The following is a 17,111-nucleotide window of genomic DNA, read 5'->3' on the forward strand; positions in this document are numbered from 1 at the left end:
CAAGCGCAGCGGCATTGACAATCGACAAGGCTGCGCGAAGGTCGAAGGTGTCATGACGTCGACACACCTTCTTATCGCCTGGCACAGCCGCACCGGCGCAAGCGAGGCGCTCGCGCGGGCTGCCGCCGAAGGTGCCGGAGATGCAGCGATTATGCTGAAGGCGGATGCGGTTACGCCGGAGCACTTCCTTGCAGCAGGCGGCTATCTGTTCGTCTGCCCCGAAAACCTCGCCACGATGAGCGGCGAGATGAAGGAGATGTTCGACCGTTGCTATTACCCGGTGCTGGGGCAGATCGAAGGCCGCGCCTATGCGACGATGATCGCCGCCGGGTCCGACGGGGAAGGTGCGCAGCGCCAGATCGACCGGATCGCCACCGGCTGGCGCCTGCGCCGCGTGGCAGAACCGGTAATCGTCAACACTGCCGCGCAAACTCCCGAACAGATCATGGCCCCCAAGTCCATGTCCCGCGATATTCTGGAAGACGCCGGCCAACTTGGCACGGCAATGGCCGAAGGACTTGGCAGCGGCATCTTTTAGGAAAGACTGCTCCGAAATGGACAGAAACTACCTTAACGCCCTCGACGTAATTTTTCAGGGCGCTTAGGGCTTGGAGGAGAAGGGACAGGGGGCACGTCGTCAATGCAGCGGGGATCGGGAACGCCGGCAGAGGCACATCGCTGCCCCGACGGGCTCTATCTTCTGTTCGAGCCCGGGCAACGCCCCGACCGTTCGACGCTGATCGACGCGCTTGCGGCCATGCCGCAGGCTTCCGTCAGCCACGACCCCCTGCTGCATGACGAGCTCACAGACCCGGAAAGGCGCGAGAGTAAGCGCGGCGGAGACTGGCTCGAACTGCTGCAGTGGGGAATGACGTTCGACTGCCTCGGGTTGTCCCCAGGACCGGGCGTCGCAGCTCCGCCGTTCGTTCATCGCTTCAACGTGCCCGCCAGTCTTGGCGACAGTGCTATCGAGGCCATCGCGCTGGTACCCGGTCCGCATCTTGCCGACGCCGCCAATAGCCTCCCGATCGTGCGCTGCATGCTCGATATGGGCGCGGGACTGGCAGAACATCTGCCGGGCGTGAAGGCGGTGTCCTGGGGCCCGTCCTGCAGCGCCATCGAACCGGATTTCTTCCTGCGCACGGTCAATGCATGGATCGGCGGCGGCCCGTTTCCCGCGCTCGGGCTGGTCGGCTTCGCGGTCGGCGGCGACGGTGCGCTGGTTAGCGACGGGCTCGCCTGGTTCATCGGCCAGGAAATCCTCATTGCACCCGAACTCGCTCAGGATCGCATCGGGGCGACCCGCATGGCCGCGCGGCTGGTGCACGAGCTGGTCGGGGCAGGGCCTCTCCAGGACAGGTCGGAAGCCCGGTTCGAGGACGGGGCAATGGTCATGCTCGAACCCAGGGGGGACGGGACGGTGAGAGTAACTCCGATGTAAGACGAAAGAGGGGGGTCGTGACGGGTCGTAATTCATTTTCAGGCGGGCGTTCCCGCCTGCTTTTCCGCGCGGTCAACCGGCGCGGGCAGCCGGGTCACGACCCTGCTCTGCAGCGGCATCACTTGCTGCCGCGCCAATTGCTCAACCGCGACTGCTTCGGCTCCATGTTCGCCGCGCTCGGGCGCGAGCGGATCGGGTTCGACGATTTCCGCATCAACGGCCTGCTGCTTCCGGCCAGCGAGCATGCGGCACGGCGCACAGCTTTGCCGCTGCACCGTGGGCCGCATCGCGATTACAATGCGATGGTGATCGAACGGGTCGGCTGCGTGGAGGAGGCTTGGGCCGAGAAGCGCCGGTTCGATGCGGAGATCGCTGCCCGGGATGCCTTGCAGCGCCTGCAATTGCTGCAGAAGGCCTTGCGGCGCAGACTTCTCGACGAAGCGCGCCCGCTACTGCTCAACCGCCGCGACCCGGTGGCCGCGGACCTCGACTTTTCCGATCTCGACGCGATAGCCGAAGCGCTGTGGAGCGCGGCGGCCTAGACGGTTCGCTTGTCGAGCGATTCCTTCGCATCGCGATATTCGCGTTCGAAGCGGGCGACCATGTCCTCGACAGGGCCGACCGACTTGACCGTGCCGATGCCCTGGCCCGAACCCCAGATATCCTTCCACGCCTTGGCCTTGGTATTGCCGCCGCTGCCGAAATTCATCTTGGAGGGATCGCTTTCAGGCAGGTTGTCGGGATCGAGGCCGGCATTCTCGATGCTGGAGCGCAGGTAATTGCCGTGCACGCCGGTAAACAGGTTCGAATAGACGATGCCGTCTGCACTGCCTTCGACGATACCCTGCTTGTAACCGTCGACCGCATTGGCTTCCTCGGTGGCGATCCAGGGCGATCCGATATAGGCGAAGTCGGCACCCAGCGCCTGCGCGGCGAGGATCGACCTTCCGTGTGCGATCGAGCCGGACAGGGCGACCAGCCCGTCAAACCATTCGCGGATTTCCTGCATCAGCGCGAACGGGCTTAGCGTGCCGGCATGACCGCCTGCGCCGGCCGCGACCGGGATGAGGCCGTCGGCACCCTTTTCGATCGCCTTGTGGGCGAAGCGGTTGTTGATGACGTCATGCATGGTGATGCCGCCCCAGCCGCGCACCGCGTCGAAGATTTCCTCACGCGCGCCAAGCGAGGTGATGACCAGCGGCACCTGCCATTTCGCGCAGGTCGCCATGTCGGCCTCGATCCGGTCGTTCGAACGGTGGACGATCTGGTTGACCGCGAAAGGCGCAGCCGGGCGGTCGGGATTGTCGCGGTTATAGGCTGCCAGTTCCTCGGTAATCCGGTGGAGCCATTCGTCGAGTTCGCTCTGCGGGCGAGCATTTAGCGCGGGGAAGCTGCCGACGATACCGGCCTTGCACTGGGCGATCACCAGCTCCGGACCGGAGACGATGAAGAGCGGCGATCCGATGACCGGCAGGCGCAGCTTGTCGAAGGGGGCGGGCAGGCTCATGCAGAAAGGCTCCTCTCTCGAATATGCGCGAACGCCTATGGCGCGCAGGCGCGCTTGTCGAGAGTGACGTTACGTAAACGTCAGGAGGCCGGCAGGACGTGCTCGATCCCGTAGATGCGTGCGGCTGTCCCTGCAAACAGCGCGCGCTTCTCGTCTTCGGAATGGCTGCGGGCGAGGCGCTTGAACGCGTTCCACAGCACCGGGTAGCTCGCGCCCCAGCGGTCGACCGGGTAATTGCTTTCGAACATGGCCCGCCCGGGGCCGAAGCTTTCGATGCAGGTCTCGATATAGGGGCGCCAGAGCGCGGCCAGGTGTTCGGAACCATGTCCCTTTGCGGGGCCGTCCTCGGGCATGCCGCAAAACGCCATGGCGAGGCCGCCCAGCTTGACCGCCACGTTGGGGCATTCGGCGATGGCGTGGATGGAACGCCGCCAGCGGTCGAAATTCTCGTGCAGCTTGCCCCTGTGGCTCGCGATGTTGAGCGGAGTGCCGCAGTGGTCGAGGATGATCTGCTGGTCGGGAAACGCACGGGCAAGTTCGAGGACATCGCCGAGTTGTGGCTCGAGCAACCAGGCGTCGAAAGTCAGGCCGAATTGCGAATATGCGGAGAATCCGGCGCGAAAGGCATCGCTGCCGTAGAGCCCTTCGGGTGCGTGGAAAGGGGGGCCAAGTACCTCGGGATCGGAATCCCAGGCCGAAGCGTGCCGGATACCGCGGAATCGGCCATTGCCAGCAGCGATGAGCGCCTCGATGACCGGTTTGACCCCGTCGCCCAACGTCAGGTCTGCATGGCCGACGATGCCTGCGCAGGGGCGATAATCGCCGTAGAGCCCGCTCGCCCCCTGTGCAGCGACGCCGTTGACGAATTCGACCTCGCCGACAGGCTTCATCGCATCGCCGCGCGACGCGTCATAGAAAGCGCCGCATTCCATGAAGACGGTGCCGACGACATTGTGCCCGCTCTGCGTGTCGGCGAGCAGCTCGTCGAAGGTGTAATAGGGCGCGCCGGCAATCGCCTCGATGAAATCATGCCGCGGTTCGGGAAAGGCGGCCATTAGCGGGCGCAGGTCCCACAAGTGATGGTGCGGATCGATGATCGGAAGTTCGGGTTCGATTATCGCTTCGCTCATTCTAGCCTCTCCCCTTTGGCCGGTCAGGAAAACCCTCCCGGGTTCATTCCTGCCGTCTTACCACCCGCCCTGTCCAGCAAAGTGTGGACCATGTCGGCATCGCATTTCCCGCGCAAACAATCCACCGACAGGAAAACCTTCCCCTTGCGGATTTCCTGTTCGTAGAGCGTGGCGGATACGCCGTCGACATCGTGATCGGTAAGCATCTTGGCGATGCCGCTGCCGGTAGCGCCGATGATGCCCGTCACCGTCGCCACCGACGACAGCGCGGAGGAGGTGAGTGCGCCGGCCACGGCGACAGGGCCCACGCCGGGGATGAACAGGATCGCGGTTCCCAGCAAGGCGCCGGCGATACCGCCGCCCGCAATGGCAGTGGCCACGTCCACGATGCCGTGACCTTCGCCCGCGGCATATTCGGGATCGAGATACTGGCTGGTACGCCAAGCCAGCGAGATTGCGTCCTCGGAGATGTCGCTGCCGCACAGCAGTTCGACTGCCTTTTCCGCGGCATCTACATTGTCGAACACGGCGGTGACGACGTTCGCCGTGCTGGAATGCAGGTTGCGGCGCGCTTCCACGAATGCGCGGGCGAAGCGGTCCCGGTCGCCTTCGTTTCCGAATACGGCGCGAAGGCCGGAGGACTGGTGCAATTTCTTGACGCTCGGCGAACCGGGCTCGCGAAACAGGGTGCGCAGGAGCATGTCGACGGTGGAGGGGCGAAGCTTGGAATCCGTGCCGCGATTGATCCATTCGACGCGGCGGGGCCGCGGGTGTTCGCGGTCCAGGTAATAGAGCGCCGGTAGCTGGTCAGCCCGGACTACGTAGAACGGCTCCTCGACCAATGACTGCCCTCATATTGCGACCATAAAGGCCTGATAATCGGAGAAACTCGCAGGCCTCATACCATAGTATACATGCTTAGATTGTATAGAAGGGCCATAGTCCCGATGCGGGGCATATTGTGTGCGAACTACTTTACGGGTCGTGCCGAGTTGGCAGCGCTGAGCACTGCCCTGACACTGGCTGTCGCGACGTCCTCGTCGATCCCGCATCCCCAGATCGTTAGCCCGTCGGGCGTCCGGCATTCGAGGTAGGCTGCGGCGTTGGCGTCGGTGCCTGCGCCCAGGGCGTGTTCCGAATAATCGACCACTTCCAGCTCGACGCCGAACGCATCGCGCAGCGTCCCCATCACGCTGGAAATGAGGCCGTTGCCGCGGCCCGACACGCTTTGCGCCGTCCCGCCGACCTCGATCCGGCCCGTGAAGATGCGGGTGCCGTCGCTGGCGCGGCTTTCCTCGTAATCGACCAACTGGAAATGCTTGTCGGTGGTCTTGACGTGATAGGCCTTGCGGAAAGCCTCCCAGATGTCGGCAGCGTTGAGTTCGCGGCCCAGCTCGTCAGCCATGCGCTGGACATGGGGGCTGAAATCGGCCTGCATCTTCTTGGGCAGTTTCAGGCCCTGGTCCTGTTCCAGCACCCAGGCGAAGCCGCCCTTGCCGGACTGCGAATTGACGCGAATGACCGCCTCGTAGCTGCGGCCAAGATCGGCCGGATCGATCGGCAGGTAGGGCACGCGCCAATGCGGGTCGTTCTGCGTTTCCAGCACCATGAAGCCTTTCTTGATGGCGTCCTGGTGGCTGCCGGAAAAGGCGGTGTAGACCAGTTCGCCGCCATAGGGATGGCGCTGGTGGACGGGGATCTGGTTGCAGTACTCGACCGTCTCGATGACGCGGTCGATGTCGGAGAAGTCGATCCCCGGATCGACGCCCTGCGTATACATGTTGAGCGCCATCGTAACGAGGCAGCAATTGCCCGTGCGCTCGCCATTGCCGAACAGGCAGCCCTCGACGCGGTCGGCCCCTGCCATCAGCGCCAGCTCCGCCGCAGCGACGCCGGTGCCGCGGTCGTTGTGCGTGTGCAGGCTGATCACCGCGCTGTCGCGGTTGGGCAGGTTGCGGATGAAATACTCGACCTGGTCGGCATAGATATTGGGCGTCGCCGCCTCGACCGTGGCCGGCAGGTTGAGAATGATCGGGTGGTCCGGCGTTGGCGCCAGCACCTCCATCACCGCTTCGCAAACCTCGAGGCTAAAATCGAGTTCGGCGGTGGAGAAGGTTTCCGGGCTGTACTGGAAATGCCAGTCGGTGCCGGGCTGCTTGGCTGCCTCGTCGCGCATCACCTTCGCGCCGTGGACCGCGATCTCGCGAACCTGGTCGCGGGTCATGCCGAAGACGACTTCGCGCCATGCGGGGCTGACTGCGTTGTAGAGATGCACGATGGCCGCGTGCGCGCCTTCGAGGCTGGCAAAGCTGGTGCGGATCAGGTCTTCGCGGCTTTGCGTGAGGACCTGCACCAGCACGTCCTGCGGGATGCGTCCCGACCGGACGAGGCCGGCGATGAAATCGAACTCCGTCGCGCCGGCGCTAGGAAAACCGATCTCGATCTCCTTCACGCCGATCTCGACCAGCAGGTCGAAGAACCGGTTCTTCTTGTGCGCATCCATCGGGTCGACGATCGCCTGGTTCCCGTCGCGAAGGTCGGTCGAGAGCCAGCGGGGCGGGGCGGTGATGGTGCGCGTCGGCCATTTCCGGTCGGGCAGGTTGACCTGCGGGAATGCGCTGTACTTGGTGCTCGGATCGCGAAGCATGGACATTGGGAAAACTCGTATCGGTAACTGCGAAGGTCGGTTCGGCCCTTGGGTGCGCTGCGCACCCTTTCGGCACGCCTAGATCACGCCCAAGGGCGGGTAAGTCGCAGAATTAGTCCGATGCGGTTCATGTCATGCTGCATTGCCCAATATTACCCCGAGTTCAAGCCGAAGTTTAGGAAATTATCGCCAGCGCAGCCGTTCGCGGGTCAATTGTTCCACCGAGGTGACCCCCATCAGCCGCATCCCCCGCTCGATTTCGTCGCGCAGGATGACAAGTGCACGCTCGACGCCTTCCTGTCCGGCAGCTGCCAACGCATAGAGATAAAGCCTGCCGCCCGAGGCCGCAGTGGCCCCCGTGCACAGGCTCTTCAGAACATGGGTGCCGCGCCTGACCCCGCCATCGCAGATGATTTCGATTTCGCCGCCGACCGCGTCGACGATTTCGGATAGCTGGTCGAAGGGCGAGCGGCTGCCGTCGAGCTGCCTGCCGCCATGGTTGGAAATCATGATCGCATCGGCGCCGATCTCGACCGCGCGGCGGGCGTCGGCTGCGCTCATCACGCCCTTGAGGCAGAATGTGCCGCCCCAGTCCTGTCGGATCTTGGCGGCCGTATCCCAGTCCATGCCGGTATCGAGCATGGTGTTGAAATAGTCCTGGATGCTGACCGCCTTCCCGGTCCCTTCCTGCACGTGCCCGTCGAGATTGGGCAGCCGGAATTTGGGCGAGAAGACGTAATTGAGCGTCCAGTAGGGCCGTGTAGCATAGCTCCACAACGAGGAAGCGGAAAAGCGCGGCGGCGTGGTGAAACCGGAGCGCAGGCACCGCTCCCGCTTGCCGGAAACGATGGTGTCGACCGTCAGCGCCAGCGCATCGAACCGCGAGGCCTGACAGCGTTCGATCATGCTGGCATTCAGGCCCTTGTCCTTGTGGACGTAGAGCTGGAACAGCTTCGGCCCGCTGGTGAGCGCAGCCACTTCCTCGATCGAATGCGTGGCGAGGCTGGAGATGCCGAACCACACGCCGAATTTCTCCGCTGCCTTCGCGACCGCGCGTTCCCCGTCGCGGTGGAAGGCGCGCTGGAGCGCGGTCGGGCTGAGCATCAGGGGCAGGGCGCTCTTGCGGCCCATGATCGTGCAAGAGGTGTCGATGTCCGCCACGCCGGCCAGCACGTCGGGCACCAGGTCGACGCTGTCGAAGGCGGCGGTGTTGCGCGCCTTGGTGATCTCGTCGTCGGCAGCCCCGTCGATATAGTCGAACACCGGCCAGGGCAGGCGCGCTTTCGCAAGCCTACGGAAATCCTCGATATTGTGGCAATCGGACAGGCGCATGGTCAGCTTCGTCCCAGGGCGGTTTTTTCCGCATCGGTTAGCGATAGCGGCTGTGCAACCGGAGCCTTCGTGACGGGATCGAACAGGGCATAGCGTTTGTTCGCGCCGGAAAACTTGTCGGCGAATAGGCGCACGATCACGCGGCGGATCATCGCGAATGCCGTGACGGGCGGTGTCACCACGTCAGGGCCGGTTGCGTGTTCTGCAAAGACGCTCCCTCTCGGCGGGCCTAGCACTGCGTCGCGCTGCGTCTTGTCGCAGCCTGCAGTGATCATGCTGAGGAACGGCCAGCGGCCATTGTCCATCGTGTTGAACAGCGGCGTACGGCAATCGCGGCAGAACCAGCGCAGGGTCTGCTTGCCAGCTATGTTCACGCAGGCAAGGTGATCGAGCCCGCGTTCGATGCGCAGGTGATCGACGCGGGTCTGGTAGACCGAAGACCCGCCTGCTGCATCCAGCACCTCCGCATCCTTGCCCAGATAGCGCGCAAAATCGCGGCAGTCGTTGCAATAGCAGACATAGCGGTCGCCGGCTTTGGGGCCGACGTCGACCAGCGTCCCGGCAATCGCGCCGCAGGAACAGGAAAAGGGCAGGTCTTGCATAGGCTTATCCTGCCCCTAATCCCGTAATGCGCAAGCCCTCAGTTCTTGTCCTTGTCGACCAGCTTGTTCGCGCCGATCCAGGGCATCATGGCGCGCAGCTGAGCGCCGGTCTGTTCGATCGGGTGGGCTGCGGCAGCCTTGCGGCTGGCCTTGAGTTCGGGCTGGCCTGCCTGGTTGTCGAGCACGAAGTCCTTCACGAAGCGACCCGACTGGATGTCCTTGAGGACGCGCTTCATCTCGGCCTTGGTCTCGTCGGTGATGATGCGCGGGCCGGTCTTGATGTCACCGTATTCGGCGGTGTTCGAGATCGAATAGCGCATGTTGGCGATGCCGCCTTCATAGAGCAGGTCGACGATCAGCTTGGTTTCGTGGAGACACTCGAAATAGGCCATTTCGGGCGCGTATCCAGCCTCGACCAGCGTTTCGAACCCGGCCTGGATAAGGTGGGTGATGCCGCCGCACAGAACGGCCTGTTCGCCGAAGAGGTCGGTCTCGCACTCTTCCTTGAAATCGGTCTCGATGATGCCCGACCGGCCGCCGCCGACCGCGCTGGCATAGGAAAGGGCGAGCTGCTTGGCGAAGCCGTTGCCGCCCGACTGGCTTGATTCCTGGTGGACCGCGATGAGGCAGGGCACGCCGCCGCCCTTCAGATATTCGCCGCGCACCGTGTGGCCGGGGCCCTTGGGTGCGATCATGATGACGTCGACGTCTGCCGGCGGGTCGATCAGGCCGAAGTGAATGTTGAGGCCGTGTGCAAAGGCTAGGGCCGTGCCCGGACGCATCTTGCCGGCGATCTCGTTCGCATAGATCGAGGCCTGGTGCTCGTCGGGCGCGAGGATCATCAGGACATCGGCCCATGCTGCAGCTTCGGCTACAGTCTTGACCGTGAAGCCTGCGCCTTCCGCCTTCTTAGCGGTCGTCGAGCCCTGGCGCAGCGCGATGACGACTTCGCCAACCCCGCTGTCGCGAAGGTTCTGCGCATGTGCATGGCCCTGGCTGCCATAGCCGACGATGGCGACCTTCTTGTCCTTGATGAGCTGCTGGTCGCAATCGGTATCGTAATAGACTTGCATTGGATTCCTCGTTCTACGCACCGGCTGCGCCGCGCATCATACCCACGATCCCCGAGCGGCCGACCTCGACGAGGCCGAGTTCGCGCATCAGGGCGATGAAACTGTCGATCTTGTCCGGCGCGCCGGTCAATTCGAAGACGAAACTGCTGGTGGTGGTGTCGACCACATTGGCACGGAAGAGCTCGGCGATACGAAGCGCCTCCACGCGGTTGTCACCCTTGCCCGCGACCTTCACCAGCGCCAGCTCGCGTTCGACATGTGCGCCCTGTTCGGTGAGGTCGATGACCTTGTGTACGGGCACGAGGCGTTCCAGCTGGGCGCGGATCTGGTCGATCACTGGCTCAGGACCGCGCGTCACGATGGTGATGCGGCTGATCGCATGGTCTTCGGAAATGTCGGCCACGGTCAGGCTGTCGATGTTGTAGCCGCGCGCGGTGAACATGCCCGATATCTTGGCAAGGATACCGGCCTCGTTGTCGACGATCACGTTCAGCACGTGCCGTTCGCTGGCCTGCTGCGCGATTTTCACTGCGCACGCTCCTGCCACACCGGCTCGAACATGCGGCCCTCGCCGTCGTATTCGCGCAAGAAATCGCGTCCGCGCCGCACCGCCTCGAAATTGTCGGTCTGGCGCGATAGGTCGAGCTGGTCGGGCAACAGGGTCCAGTTCTCGTCGCCATGCTTTTCGGCCACATCCATGCCGACGAAGCGGTGACCGTCCTCTTCCAGCCAGTCGAGCAGCTGTTCGGCATCGGCACGGTTGAACCAGCGCCGCCGTTCGGCGCGCGCGGCGAATTCGGTCGGGATTTTCGAATGCATACCCATCAGACAAGTGCCTTTGCTTCGTCGTCCATCGTGCCGCCCACCTGGTCGCCGTAGAGCAGCATGTCGGTGTGCGCCGCGCCGCTTGGGATCATCGGGAAGCAGTTTGCTTCCTTGGCGACCTGGCAGTCCACCATCACCGGCCCGTCATGCGCGAGCATGGCTTCGATCCCCGCGTCGAGCTGGCTTTCATCCTCGATGCGGATGCCCTTCCAGCCATAGGCTTCCGCCAGCTTCACGAAATCGGGCAGGCTGTCGGAGTAGCTGTTCGAATAGCGGCTCTCATAGGTCAGTTCCTGCCACTGGCGGACCATGCCCATGTATTCGTTGTTGAGGATGAAGACCTTGACCGGCAGGCGGAACTGGCTCGCCGTGCCGAGTTCCTGTATGTTCATCTGGATGCTCGCCTCGCCCGCGATATCGATGACGAGGCTGTCGGGATTGCCCAGCTGCGCGCCGATCGCGGCAGGCAGGCCATAGCCCATCGTGCCGAGCCCGCCGCTGGTGAGCCACTTGTTGGGGCCGCGAAAACCGAAATACTGCGCCGCCCACATCTGATGCTGGCCGACCTCGGTGGTGATGATCGGGTCGCGGTCCTTCGTCAGGGCGAACAGGCGCTCGATGCTCTTCTGCGGCATGATCGCGTCGCTGCGGTCGGGATAGGCGAGGCAGTCGCGCGCCTTCCACCCGAGGATGCGGGCCTGCCATTCGGACAGGTCGTTCGGCTTGCGGCCACCCCATGCCTGCAGCATCTGGTCGAGCACATGGGCGCAGTCGCCCACGATGCCGAGGTCGACGCGCACGATCTTGTTGATCTGCGCCCGGTCGATATCGATGTGCACCTTCTTCGCTTGCGGGGCGAAGGCATCGAGGCGGCCCGTGACCCGGTCGTCGAAACGCGCGCCGACGGCGATGATCAGGTCCGCCCGGTTCATCGCCATGTTGGCTTCGTAGGTGCCGTGCATGCCGAGCATGCCCAGCCAGTCGGGATGGTCGGCAGGAAACGCGCCGAGACCCATGAGCGTGCTGGTCACCGGCGCGCCGGTTGCGCGCTGCAGCTTGCGCAGCAGCTCGGTCGCGCGGGGGCCGGCGTTGATCACGCCGCCGCCGGTATAGAAGACGGGCCGCTGCGCTTCGGCCAGCATGGCGACGGCCTGGGCGATTTCGTCCTGCGAGCCTTCGATCTGCGGCTTGTAGCGGTGTGAGGGCAAGGGCGCCTCGTCCTGGTCGCCCCAGGAGGCGAGCGCGATCTGCACGTCCTTGGGAATGTCGACGACCACGGGACCGGGGCGGCCGGTCGTCGCGATGCGGAAGGCTTCCTCGATCGTGGCGCGCAGGCGCTCCGGGTCCTTCACGAGGTAATTGTGCTTCGTGCAGTGGCGCGTCAGGCCGATCGTGTCGGCTTCCTGGAACGCGTCGGTCCCGATCAGCGCGGTCGGCACCTGGCCCGTGATGACCACCATGGGAATGGAATCGAGATAGGCGTCGGCGATACCGGTAACGGCATTGGTCGCACCCGGGCCGCTGGTGACAAGCACAACGCCCGGCTTGCCGGTCGACCGCGCATAGCCTTCCGCCGCATGGGCCGCGCCCGCTTCGTGACGGACGAGGATATGGCGGATGTCGTCATCGGCGAAGAGTTCGTCGTAGATCGGCAGCACCGCGCCGCCGGGATAGCCGAATACGAATTCGACACCCTGCCGCTTCAGGCATTCGATCAATATGGCAGCACCGCTGCGCTCTTCCGACACGTTTTCCTCCGTCTCAAAGTGACAAATCGGCCCGGTGCTGGGGTCTTAGCACCGGGCCGACTGGACCTTCCGTATGAGAAACGAAAAGCGTGCTGTCAACTCGATTTGCGCAATAAAGATACAAAAATATCTTCAACCGAGATATTTTTGCAATCACTGCGCGGCCAGTTCCCCGGCGGCTGGTGCCGGAACCACGTATATTGCCGCTTTGCGTACTGGCGCGTGGCGGTCTGGCCAGCGACGATGGCTTGAGCCAGCGATAGATCGCCTTTGAGGGTGGCCTCGATTTCGCGCACGCCGATCGCTCTCATGACCGGCAGGGCAGGGTCGAGATTGCGCGCCAGCAGCGCCTCGACTTCCTCTATCGCCCCTTGGTCCAGCATGATTTCGAACCGGCGGTCGCAGCGCTCGTAGAGCCAGTCGCGGTCCGGCAGGAGGATGAGCGGGTGCAGGTCGATATCCGCGCCGATCCCGCCTTCCTTGTGTTCCTGCCAATAGCTCAGCGGGTGTCCGGAGGAGCGGACAACTTCCAGCGCCCTTGCGGTGCGCGCGGTATCGGCCGGGGCCAGGCGAGCTGCGGCCGCGGGATCCTCGAGTTCCAGAGCGGCGCGGGCATCAGCCTGCGACAGCGCACGCACCTCTTCGCGCACTGCCGGATCGATTGGCGGGATCGGTGCGATCCCTTCCAGCAGCGTTCGCATGTAAAGGCCGGTGCCGCCGCACAGGATCGGCACCGCACCTTCGGAATGGAGCGCCGCGATTTCGCGCTTCGCTGCCTCGGCCCAATCGGCTGCGGAACAGGCCTGTGCGCCGTCCCAAGCGCCGAACAGGCGATGCTCGATGCCGCCCATCCCCGCCTCGTCGGGCCGGGCAGAGAGCACCCGCAGGTCGGCGTAGACCTGTGCGCTGTCGGCATTAATCACCACGCCGCGCCGTCCGTCCGTTTCCAGCAGCCGTGCGAGCCGGACCGCGAGATCGCTCTTGCCGCTGGCGGTCGGCCCTGCAATGAGCGCGACCGGCCGTCCGGCCCCGTTCGTTTCAGGAGATTGCGCAGTGCTCATCGCCCGGCTGATAGCAGAGGAAGAGGGACTGGAAACCCGCCTCGATTCCGCAGGCGCAGCTCTCGAATCCGCTGGCACGCCGATCGCTGCGGCGGGCATGCTGGAATTCTGCGGCAACGTCCTCGAACTGACCATGCCCCGCGGCGATGCGCTCGAGGTGGCCGACATCCTCGGCGAGCATTTCGGCGAGTGCGACATGCTGGTCGCAAGGGACGAGATTGCCGTGCCCCGGCTGTTCGTCTCCGACATGGATTCGACCATGATCGGGCAGGAATGCATCGACGAGCTGGCCGACTATGCCGGGATCAAGGACCGTGTCGCCGACATTACCGAGCGTGCCATGCGCGGCGAACTCGATTTCGAGGCTGCGCTGCGCGAGCGCGTGGGCCTGCTCGAAGGGCTGGCCGAAGCGGCCATCGACCAGTGCCTCGACGAACGTATACGCCCTGTCCCGGGTGCGCGCACGCTCGTCCAGACGCTGAAGGCGCATGGCTGCCGCACGGTCCTCGTCACCGGCGGCTTCCACCATTTCGCCGATCCGGTTGCTGAGCAACTCGGCTTCGAGCGGGTCGTTGGCAACCGGCTCGCCGTGGGCGAGGGCAGGCTGACCGGCGGTCTTGCCGGACCGGTCAGCGATGCCTCGACCAAACTGGCGACGCTGGAGGAGGAGCGCGCTGCCCTGGGCGATGGAGCCCGCGTCCTCGCCTCGGGCGACGGGGCGAATGATATCCCCATGATCGGCGCGGCCGATTACGGTTTCGCCTATCGCGCCAAGCCCAAGGCCCGCGCTGCTGCAAACGGAAGGGTTTCGAGCGAGGACCTGACGGTCATCCTGTCGCTCCTCGGCATCGGCCGTGAGGACTGGACGCAGGGCTAAGTGTCCGTGGAATGACGGTAACGTCCAATCTGACATAGCGCATTTGCACTATCCTCCTGCTTCGATTTTTGCCGAATACGAAGCAGAAGGAACCGATGACTTCCATCACGCCGATGGCCGATTGCGCGCCCGATGGAACCCCGTTCCGGCATCCCGAACGCCCAGAGCAGAAACGCAGCCTGCGCCGCGCTTTCAGGCACTATCGCGAGCTGTTGAGGGACAAGGAGGAAACCTCCCACGTATTCCATATCTTCGACGCCTTGCCGTCCCGCCATACGGAGCGGCTGGCCCGCAAGCTGGCGCTGAGCGACCACGGGGAGATGTTGCGGCGCAAAGAACCCTACCTGCCCGAAATCCTCGACGATCACGATGCGCTGCGGCGCCTGCCCAAGGGCAGCGTGGCCCATGCCTATTGCGATTTCATGCAGGGCCAGAAGCTGTCGGCGCAAGGTCTGGCGGACCAACAGAAGAAGATGGGCAGGCCGCGCTATGGCGACCTGCTCGAATGGTTCGGCTGGCGCCAGCGCGACACGCATGATTTGCTTCATGTGCTTACCGGATACGGCCGCGATGCGCTGGGCGAAGCCTGCGTCCTGTTGTTCACGCACGGGCACGCGCCCAACCACGCCAACCTGCTGCTAGGCTATAGCGGCGGGTTCAGGATCAGGCGCAAGGTGAAGACGTCAGCACCGGTGCTCGACGCGGTTCGTGAAGCACACCGGATCGGCAAGGATTGCGACGGCCTGATCGCCCACCCGGTGAGCGAGGTCCTGATGATGGACCTTGAAAAAGCGCGCGAGCGCTTCGGATTCCAGCGCCCCGATGCCTATCATCGCTGCCATGAGGTCTGGCACCGCGAGGGGCACGATCCGCGCGAAATGCTGCGGGCAGCCTAGCTCACAACCAGCTGGCGATCTGCGCCAGCGGCTTCTTGTCCAATGCGTGCCGCGGCACGGTTGCGCCTTCTGCGGGCAGGCCTGCGACCACCACCATCAGCGGCTTTTCATGTTCGGGCCGGCCGCAGATTTCGCGCAGGAATCCCATGGGCGAGGGCGTGTGGGTCAGCGTGGCGAGCCCTGCCTCGTGCAGTGTCGCGATCAGCATACCGCAGGCAATACCCACGCTTTCGGTGACATAATAGTTCTGCGTCTTCCCGTCTTCGGCGATCCCGCCCTTGCGCTGGGCGAATACAACGATGAGCCAAGGGGCGGTCTCCAGGAAGGGCTTGTCCGCATCGGTACCCAGAGGGGCCAGTGCATCGAGCCATTCGGCGCTGGCCTTGCCGGCGTAGAATGCGCGCTCTTCCGCCTCTGCTGCTTCGCGAATGGCGCGTTTCTTGTCGTGCGAGGACACGACGGCAAAATGCCACGGCTGGTGGTTCGCGCCATTGGGCGCGGTGCCTGCCGCCTCGATCGCCGCCTCGATAACCTCGCGCGGGACCGGCCGGTCGGAGAAATAGCGGCAGGTTCGCCGCTCCTTCAGCCTGTCCCGCATGGCCCGTGCGCGGGCGATCCGGTCTTGGTCAGCGAGATCCGGCAGGTCGTAGGCAATGGCTTCATGGTCTTGCATGTCCCCTCCTATCGGCAATTCGGGGCGCGGAGGGAACCCGTTACATGGACAGGCAATTTACACTGTTGTAAGTTGCGCGCTGCAATGGAGCTTCGCATGGCACTTATCGAACGTCCGCTTGTCCATCCCGACCGCAAGACCAGCCGCATCCGGCCGCTCAAGGCCTGGCGCCATTTCCGTAAGTTGGTGGCGGACAAGGAAGACACTGCGCAGGTGTTCCACATCATCGAATCGCTGAAGGGCAAGCGCAGCCACCGGCAGGCGTGGGACTTCATCGCCTCGGAAGAAGGCCAGCGCTTCCTCGCGGACGAAACCGACATTCCCGCTATGCTGGACGACCATTCGCGCTGGGCTGACTGCGGGCCTGAAACCGTGGCGGCGCATTATATCGCCTTCATGAAACGCGAAGGCCTCTCGGCCGCCGGACTGGTTGCCGAATCGCACAAGTTCCTGCCGCCCGAAAAGCGTTACGACGACCTCACCGAATGGTATTTCAGCCGCCTGCGCGACACGCACGACCTGTTCCACGTCCTGACCGGATACGGCCGCGACGCGCTGGGCGAGGCGGCGCTGCTCGGCTTCAGCTACGAACAGAACCACAACCGCGGTATCCTCTTCATCGCCTATGCCGGCGCGCGCGAGATCAAGAGGTCGACCGGCACGGCGGCGCCACTGTTCGATGCCATTCGCGAAGGACGCGAACTCGGGCGCAAGGCCGCCAAGCTGGCGCACATGGATGTCGCCAGCGTGATGCGCGAGGACATTGCCGAAGCCCGTCGCCGTCTCAATGTCGGCAAGCCGGAAACCTATTTCCGTTGTCTCGAGGTCATGCGGTCCGAAGGGCTGACCGAAGAGGACTACATGCCTCCGCAGGCGCAGGCCGCCTGACCTTCAGCGCAGTTCCTTGCGGATCACCAGCTTGAGGCCGGACCAGGTCTCGTCCACTGCGCACACCTTCGTATCGACGAGACCCATCGGCAGGCACACCTCGCGAATGGTGTCTTCGGTGATGTCGGTCGCGACCCCGGAAGCCTTCTTGGGCCAGCTCACCCAGATGTGACCGTCGCTCGCGATAGTGTCGCGCAGCACCGCGAGCTTTTCTTCCATTGCCGCGCGTTCGGTCACGAAGATGTGCGCCGCGTCGGGATTGTCCTGCGGGCCAGCCGCGAAACTCAGTTCGAGCGCATATTCGTCGATTTCGTCGATGACGTGTTCAGGCATGTTGTCGAACCAGACCCGCTGGCCGTCACGCAAGTTGAGCTTCTTCGCAAGCGGCGTTCCGGAATAGGCTGAATTCAT

General features: G+C 64.1%; 19 protein-coding genes. 6 read left to right on the forward strand and 13 right to left on the reverse strand.

Features of this window, described 5'->3' with window-relative positions; translation table 11 throughout:
* Positions 1-52 precede the first annotated feature (52 nt).
* The 3 genes from LC083_RS11715 to LC083_RS11725 all read left to right on the forward strand — a co-directional run bounded on the left by LC083_RS11715 (position 53) and on the right by LC083_RS11725 (position 1,983).
* Entirely contained in the window at positions 53-538 is a 486-nt protein-coding gene (locus LC083_RS11715; RefSeq protein WP_226700536.1) for a flavodoxin family protein, read from the forward strand.
* A 102-nt stretch (positions 539-640) separates the two neighbouring features.
* Positions 641-1,441, forward strand: a complete 801-nt coding sequence (locus LC083_RS11720) for a hypothetical protein (protein ID WP_226700537.1) — start codon at positions 641-643, stop codon at positions 1,439-1,441.
* Between the two features lie 17 nt (positions 1,442-1,458).
* Entirely contained in the window at positions 1,459-1,983 is a 525-nt protein-coding gene (locus LC083_RS11725; protein WP_226700538.1) for an AHH domain-containing protein, read from the forward strand.
* On the opposite strand, the gene LC083_RS11730 is transcribed toward LC083_RS11725, so the two are convergent.
* From LC083_RS11730 to miaA, 11 genes are all read right to left on the reverse strand, one after another.
* Positions 1,980-2,948, reverse strand: coding sequence for an NAD(P)H-dependent flavin oxidoreductase (locus LC083_RS11730; protein ID WP_160606690.1), 969 nt, complete (start codon positions 2,946-2,948; stop codon positions 1,980-1,982). The two genes, LC083_RS11725 and LC083_RS11730, sit on opposite strands and share 4 nt — an antisense overlap.
* Before the next feature lie 80 nt (positions 2,949-3,028).
* Complete coding sequence (locus LC083_RS11735; protein ID WP_226700539.1) at positions 3,029-4,078, reverse strand: amidohydrolase family protein; 1,050 nt, start codon at positions 4,076-4,078, stop codon at positions 3,029-3,031.
* 23 nt (positions 4,079-4,101) lie between these two features.
* Entirely contained in the window at positions 4,102-4,920 is an 819-nt protein-coding gene (locus tag LC083_RS11740) for a hypothetical protein (protein WP_226700540.1), read from the reverse strand.
* Positions 4,921-5,048: 128 nt separating this feature from the next.
* Positions 5,049-6,731 (reverse strand): 2-isopropylmalate synthase, encoded by a 1,683-nt coding sequence (gene leuA / locus LC083_RS11745; RefSeq protein WP_226700541.1) that lies wholly within the window; start codon positions 6,729-6,731, stop codon positions 5,049-5,051.
* Positions 6,732-6,908: 177 nt separating this feature from the next.
* Positions 6,909-8,057 (reverse strand): alpha-hydroxy acid oxidase, encoded by a 1,149-nt coding sequence (locus LC083_RS11750; protein ID WP_226700542.1) that lies wholly within the window; start codon positions 8,055-8,057, stop codon positions 6,909-6,911.
* Positions 8,058-8,059: 2 nt separating this feature from the next.
* Entirely contained in the window at positions 8,060-8,659 is a 600-nt protein-coding gene (locus tag LC083_RS11755) for a DUF6151 family protein (protein ID WP_226700543.1), read from the reverse strand.
* A 38-nt stretch (positions 8,660-8,697) separates the two neighbouring features.
* Positions 8,698-9,732 carry a ketol-acid reductoisomerase gene (gene ilvC / locus LC083_RS11760; RefSeq protein WP_226700544.1) on the reverse strand — a complete coding sequence of 345 codons (1,035 nt, stop codon included), beginning with the start codon at positions 9,730-9,732 and terminating at the stop codon, positions 8,698-8,700.
* Positions 9,733-9,745: 13 nt separating this feature from the next.
* Entirely contained in the window at positions 9,746-10,261 is a 516-nt protein-coding gene (ilvN, locus tag LC083_RS11765) for an acetolactate synthase small subunit (protein WP_222553580.1), read from the reverse strand.
* A complete protein-coding gene (locus tag LC083_RS11770; RefSeq protein ID WP_222553579.1) occupies positions 10,258-10,557 on the reverse strand; it encodes a hypothetical protein in 300 nt (99 codons plus the stop codon). Before LC083_RS11770 ends, ilvN begins: the two co-directional genes overlap by 4 nt.
* On the reverse strand, positions 10,557-12,305 hold the full coding sequence (gene ilvB, locus LC083_RS11775; RefSeq protein WP_226700545.1) for a biosynthetic-type acetolactate synthase large subunit: 1,749 nt from the start codon (positions 12,303-12,305) through the stop codon (positions 10,557-10,559). The genes LC083_RS11770 and ilvB overlap by 1 nt, the downstream gene beginning before the upstream one ends.
* A gap of 95 nt (positions 12,306-12,400) precedes the next feature.
* On the reverse strand, positions 12,401-13,366 hold the full coding sequence (gene miaA, locus LC083_RS11780) for a tRNA (adenosine(37)-N6)-dimethylallyltransferase MiaA (protein ID WP_226700546.1): 966 nt from the start codon (positions 13,364-13,366) through the stop codon (positions 12,401-12,403).
* Here miaA and serB point away from each other — a divergent pair.
* The gene (gene serB, locus LC083_RS11785) at positions 13,359-14,243 is read left to right on the forward strand and encodes a phosphoserine phosphatase SerB (RefSeq protein ID WP_226700547.1); all 885 of its coding nucleotides are present in this window, start codon (positions 13,359-13,361) and stop codon (positions 14,241-14,243) included. The two genes, miaA and serB, sit on opposite strands and share 8 nt — an antisense overlap.
* A 95-nt stretch (positions 14,244-14,338) precedes the next feature.
* A complete protein-coding gene (locus tag LC083_RS11790) occupies positions 14,339-15,139 on the forward strand; it encodes a Coq4 family protein (RefSeq protein WP_226700548.1) in 801 nt (266 codons plus the stop codon).
* A gap of 1 nt (position 15,140) precedes the next feature.
* On the opposite strand, the gene LC083_RS11795 is transcribed toward LC083_RS11790, so the two are convergent.
* Positions 15,141-15,812 carry a nitroreductase family protein gene (locus LC083_RS11795; protein WP_226700549.1) on the reverse strand — a complete coding sequence of 224 codons (672 nt, stop codon included), beginning with the start codon at positions 15,810-15,812 and terminating at the stop codon, positions 15,141-15,143.
* A gap of 96 nt (positions 15,813-15,908) precedes the next feature.
* On the opposite strand from LC083_RS11795, the gene LC083_RS11800 reads away from it, so the two are divergent.
* Positions 15,909-16,700 carry a ubiquinone biosynthesis protein COQ4 gene (locus LC083_RS11800; protein WP_226700550.1) on the forward strand — a complete coding sequence of 264 codons (792 nt, stop codon included), beginning with the start codon at positions 15,909-15,911 and terminating at the stop codon, positions 16,698-16,700.
* A 3-nt stretch (positions 16,701-16,703) separates the two neighbouring features.
* Here the strand turns inward: LC083_RS11800 and LC083_RS11805 are convergent, their stop codons facing one another.
* Entirely contained in the window at positions 16,704-17,111 is a 408-nt protein-coding gene (locus tag LC083_RS11805) for a DUF3052 family protein (protein WP_226700551.1), read from the reverse strand.

Origin of the sequence: Qipengyuania gaetbuli (assembly GCF_020524765.1) — a bacterium.
Lineage (GTDB): Bacteria > Pseudomonadota > Alphaproteobacteria > Sphingomonadales > Sphingomonadaceae > Qipengyuania > Qipengyuania gaetbuli_A.

Excerpts from the sequence above, each read along its gene's own strand:
- LC083_RS11750 (WP_226700542.1), bottom strand. The coding sequence starts at position 8,057 with ATGCGCCTGTCCGATTGCCACAATATCGAGGATTTCCGTAGGCTTGCG.
- ilvC (WP_226700544.1), bottom strand. The coding sequence starts at position 9,732 with ATGCAAGTCTATTACGATACCGATTGCGACCAGCAGCTCATCAAGGAC.
- LC083_RS11715 (WP_226700536.1), top strand. The coding sequence starts at position 53 with ATGACGTCGACACACCTTCTTATCGCCTGGCACAGCCGCACCGGCGCA.
- LC083_RS11755 (WP_226700543.1), bottom strand. The coding sequence starts at position 8,659 with ATGCAAGACCTGCCCTTTTCCTGTTCCTGCGGCGCGATTGCCGGGACG.
- LC083_RS11800 (WP_226700550.1), top strand. The coding sequence starts at position 15,909 with ATGGCACTTATCGAACGTCCGCTTGTCCATCCCGACCGCAAGACCAGC.
- LC083_RS11770 (WP_222553579.1), bottom strand. The coding sequence starts at position 10,557 with ATGGGTATGCATTCGAAAATCCCGACCGAATTCGCCGCGCGCGCCGAA.
- LC083_RS11735 (WP_226700539.1), bottom strand. The coding sequence starts at position 4,078 with ATGAGCGAAGCGATAATCGAACCCGAACTTCCGATCATCGATCCGCAC.
- LC083_RS11730 (WP_160606690.1), bottom strand. The coding sequence starts at position 2,948 with ATGAGCCTGCCCGCCCCCTTCGACAAGCTGCGCCTGCCGGTCATCGGA.
- LC083_RS11795 (WP_226700549.1), bottom strand. The coding sequence starts at position 15,812 with ATGCAAGACCATGAAGCCATTGCCTACGACCTGCCGGATCTCGCTGAC.
- LC083_RS11805 (WP_226700551.1), bottom strand. The coding sequence starts at position 17,111 with ATGAATTCAGCCTATTCCGGAACGCCGCTTGCGAAGAAGCTCAACTTG.
- leuA (WP_226700541.1), bottom strand. The coding sequence starts at position 6,731 with ATGTCCATGCTTCGCGATCCGAGCACCAAGTACAGCGCATTCCCGCAG.
- LC083_RS11720 (WP_226700537.1), top strand. The coding sequence starts at position 641 with ATGCAGCGGGGATCGGGAACGCCGGCAGAGGCACATCGCTGCCCCGAC.
- miaA (WP_226700546.1), bottom strand. The coding sequence starts at position 13,366 with ATGAGCACTGCGCAATCTCCTGAAACGAACGGGGCCGGACGGCCGGTC.
- LC083_RS11790 (WP_226700548.1), top strand. The coding sequence starts at position 14,339 with ATGACTTCCATCACGCCGATGGCCGATTGCGCGCCCGATGGAACCCCG.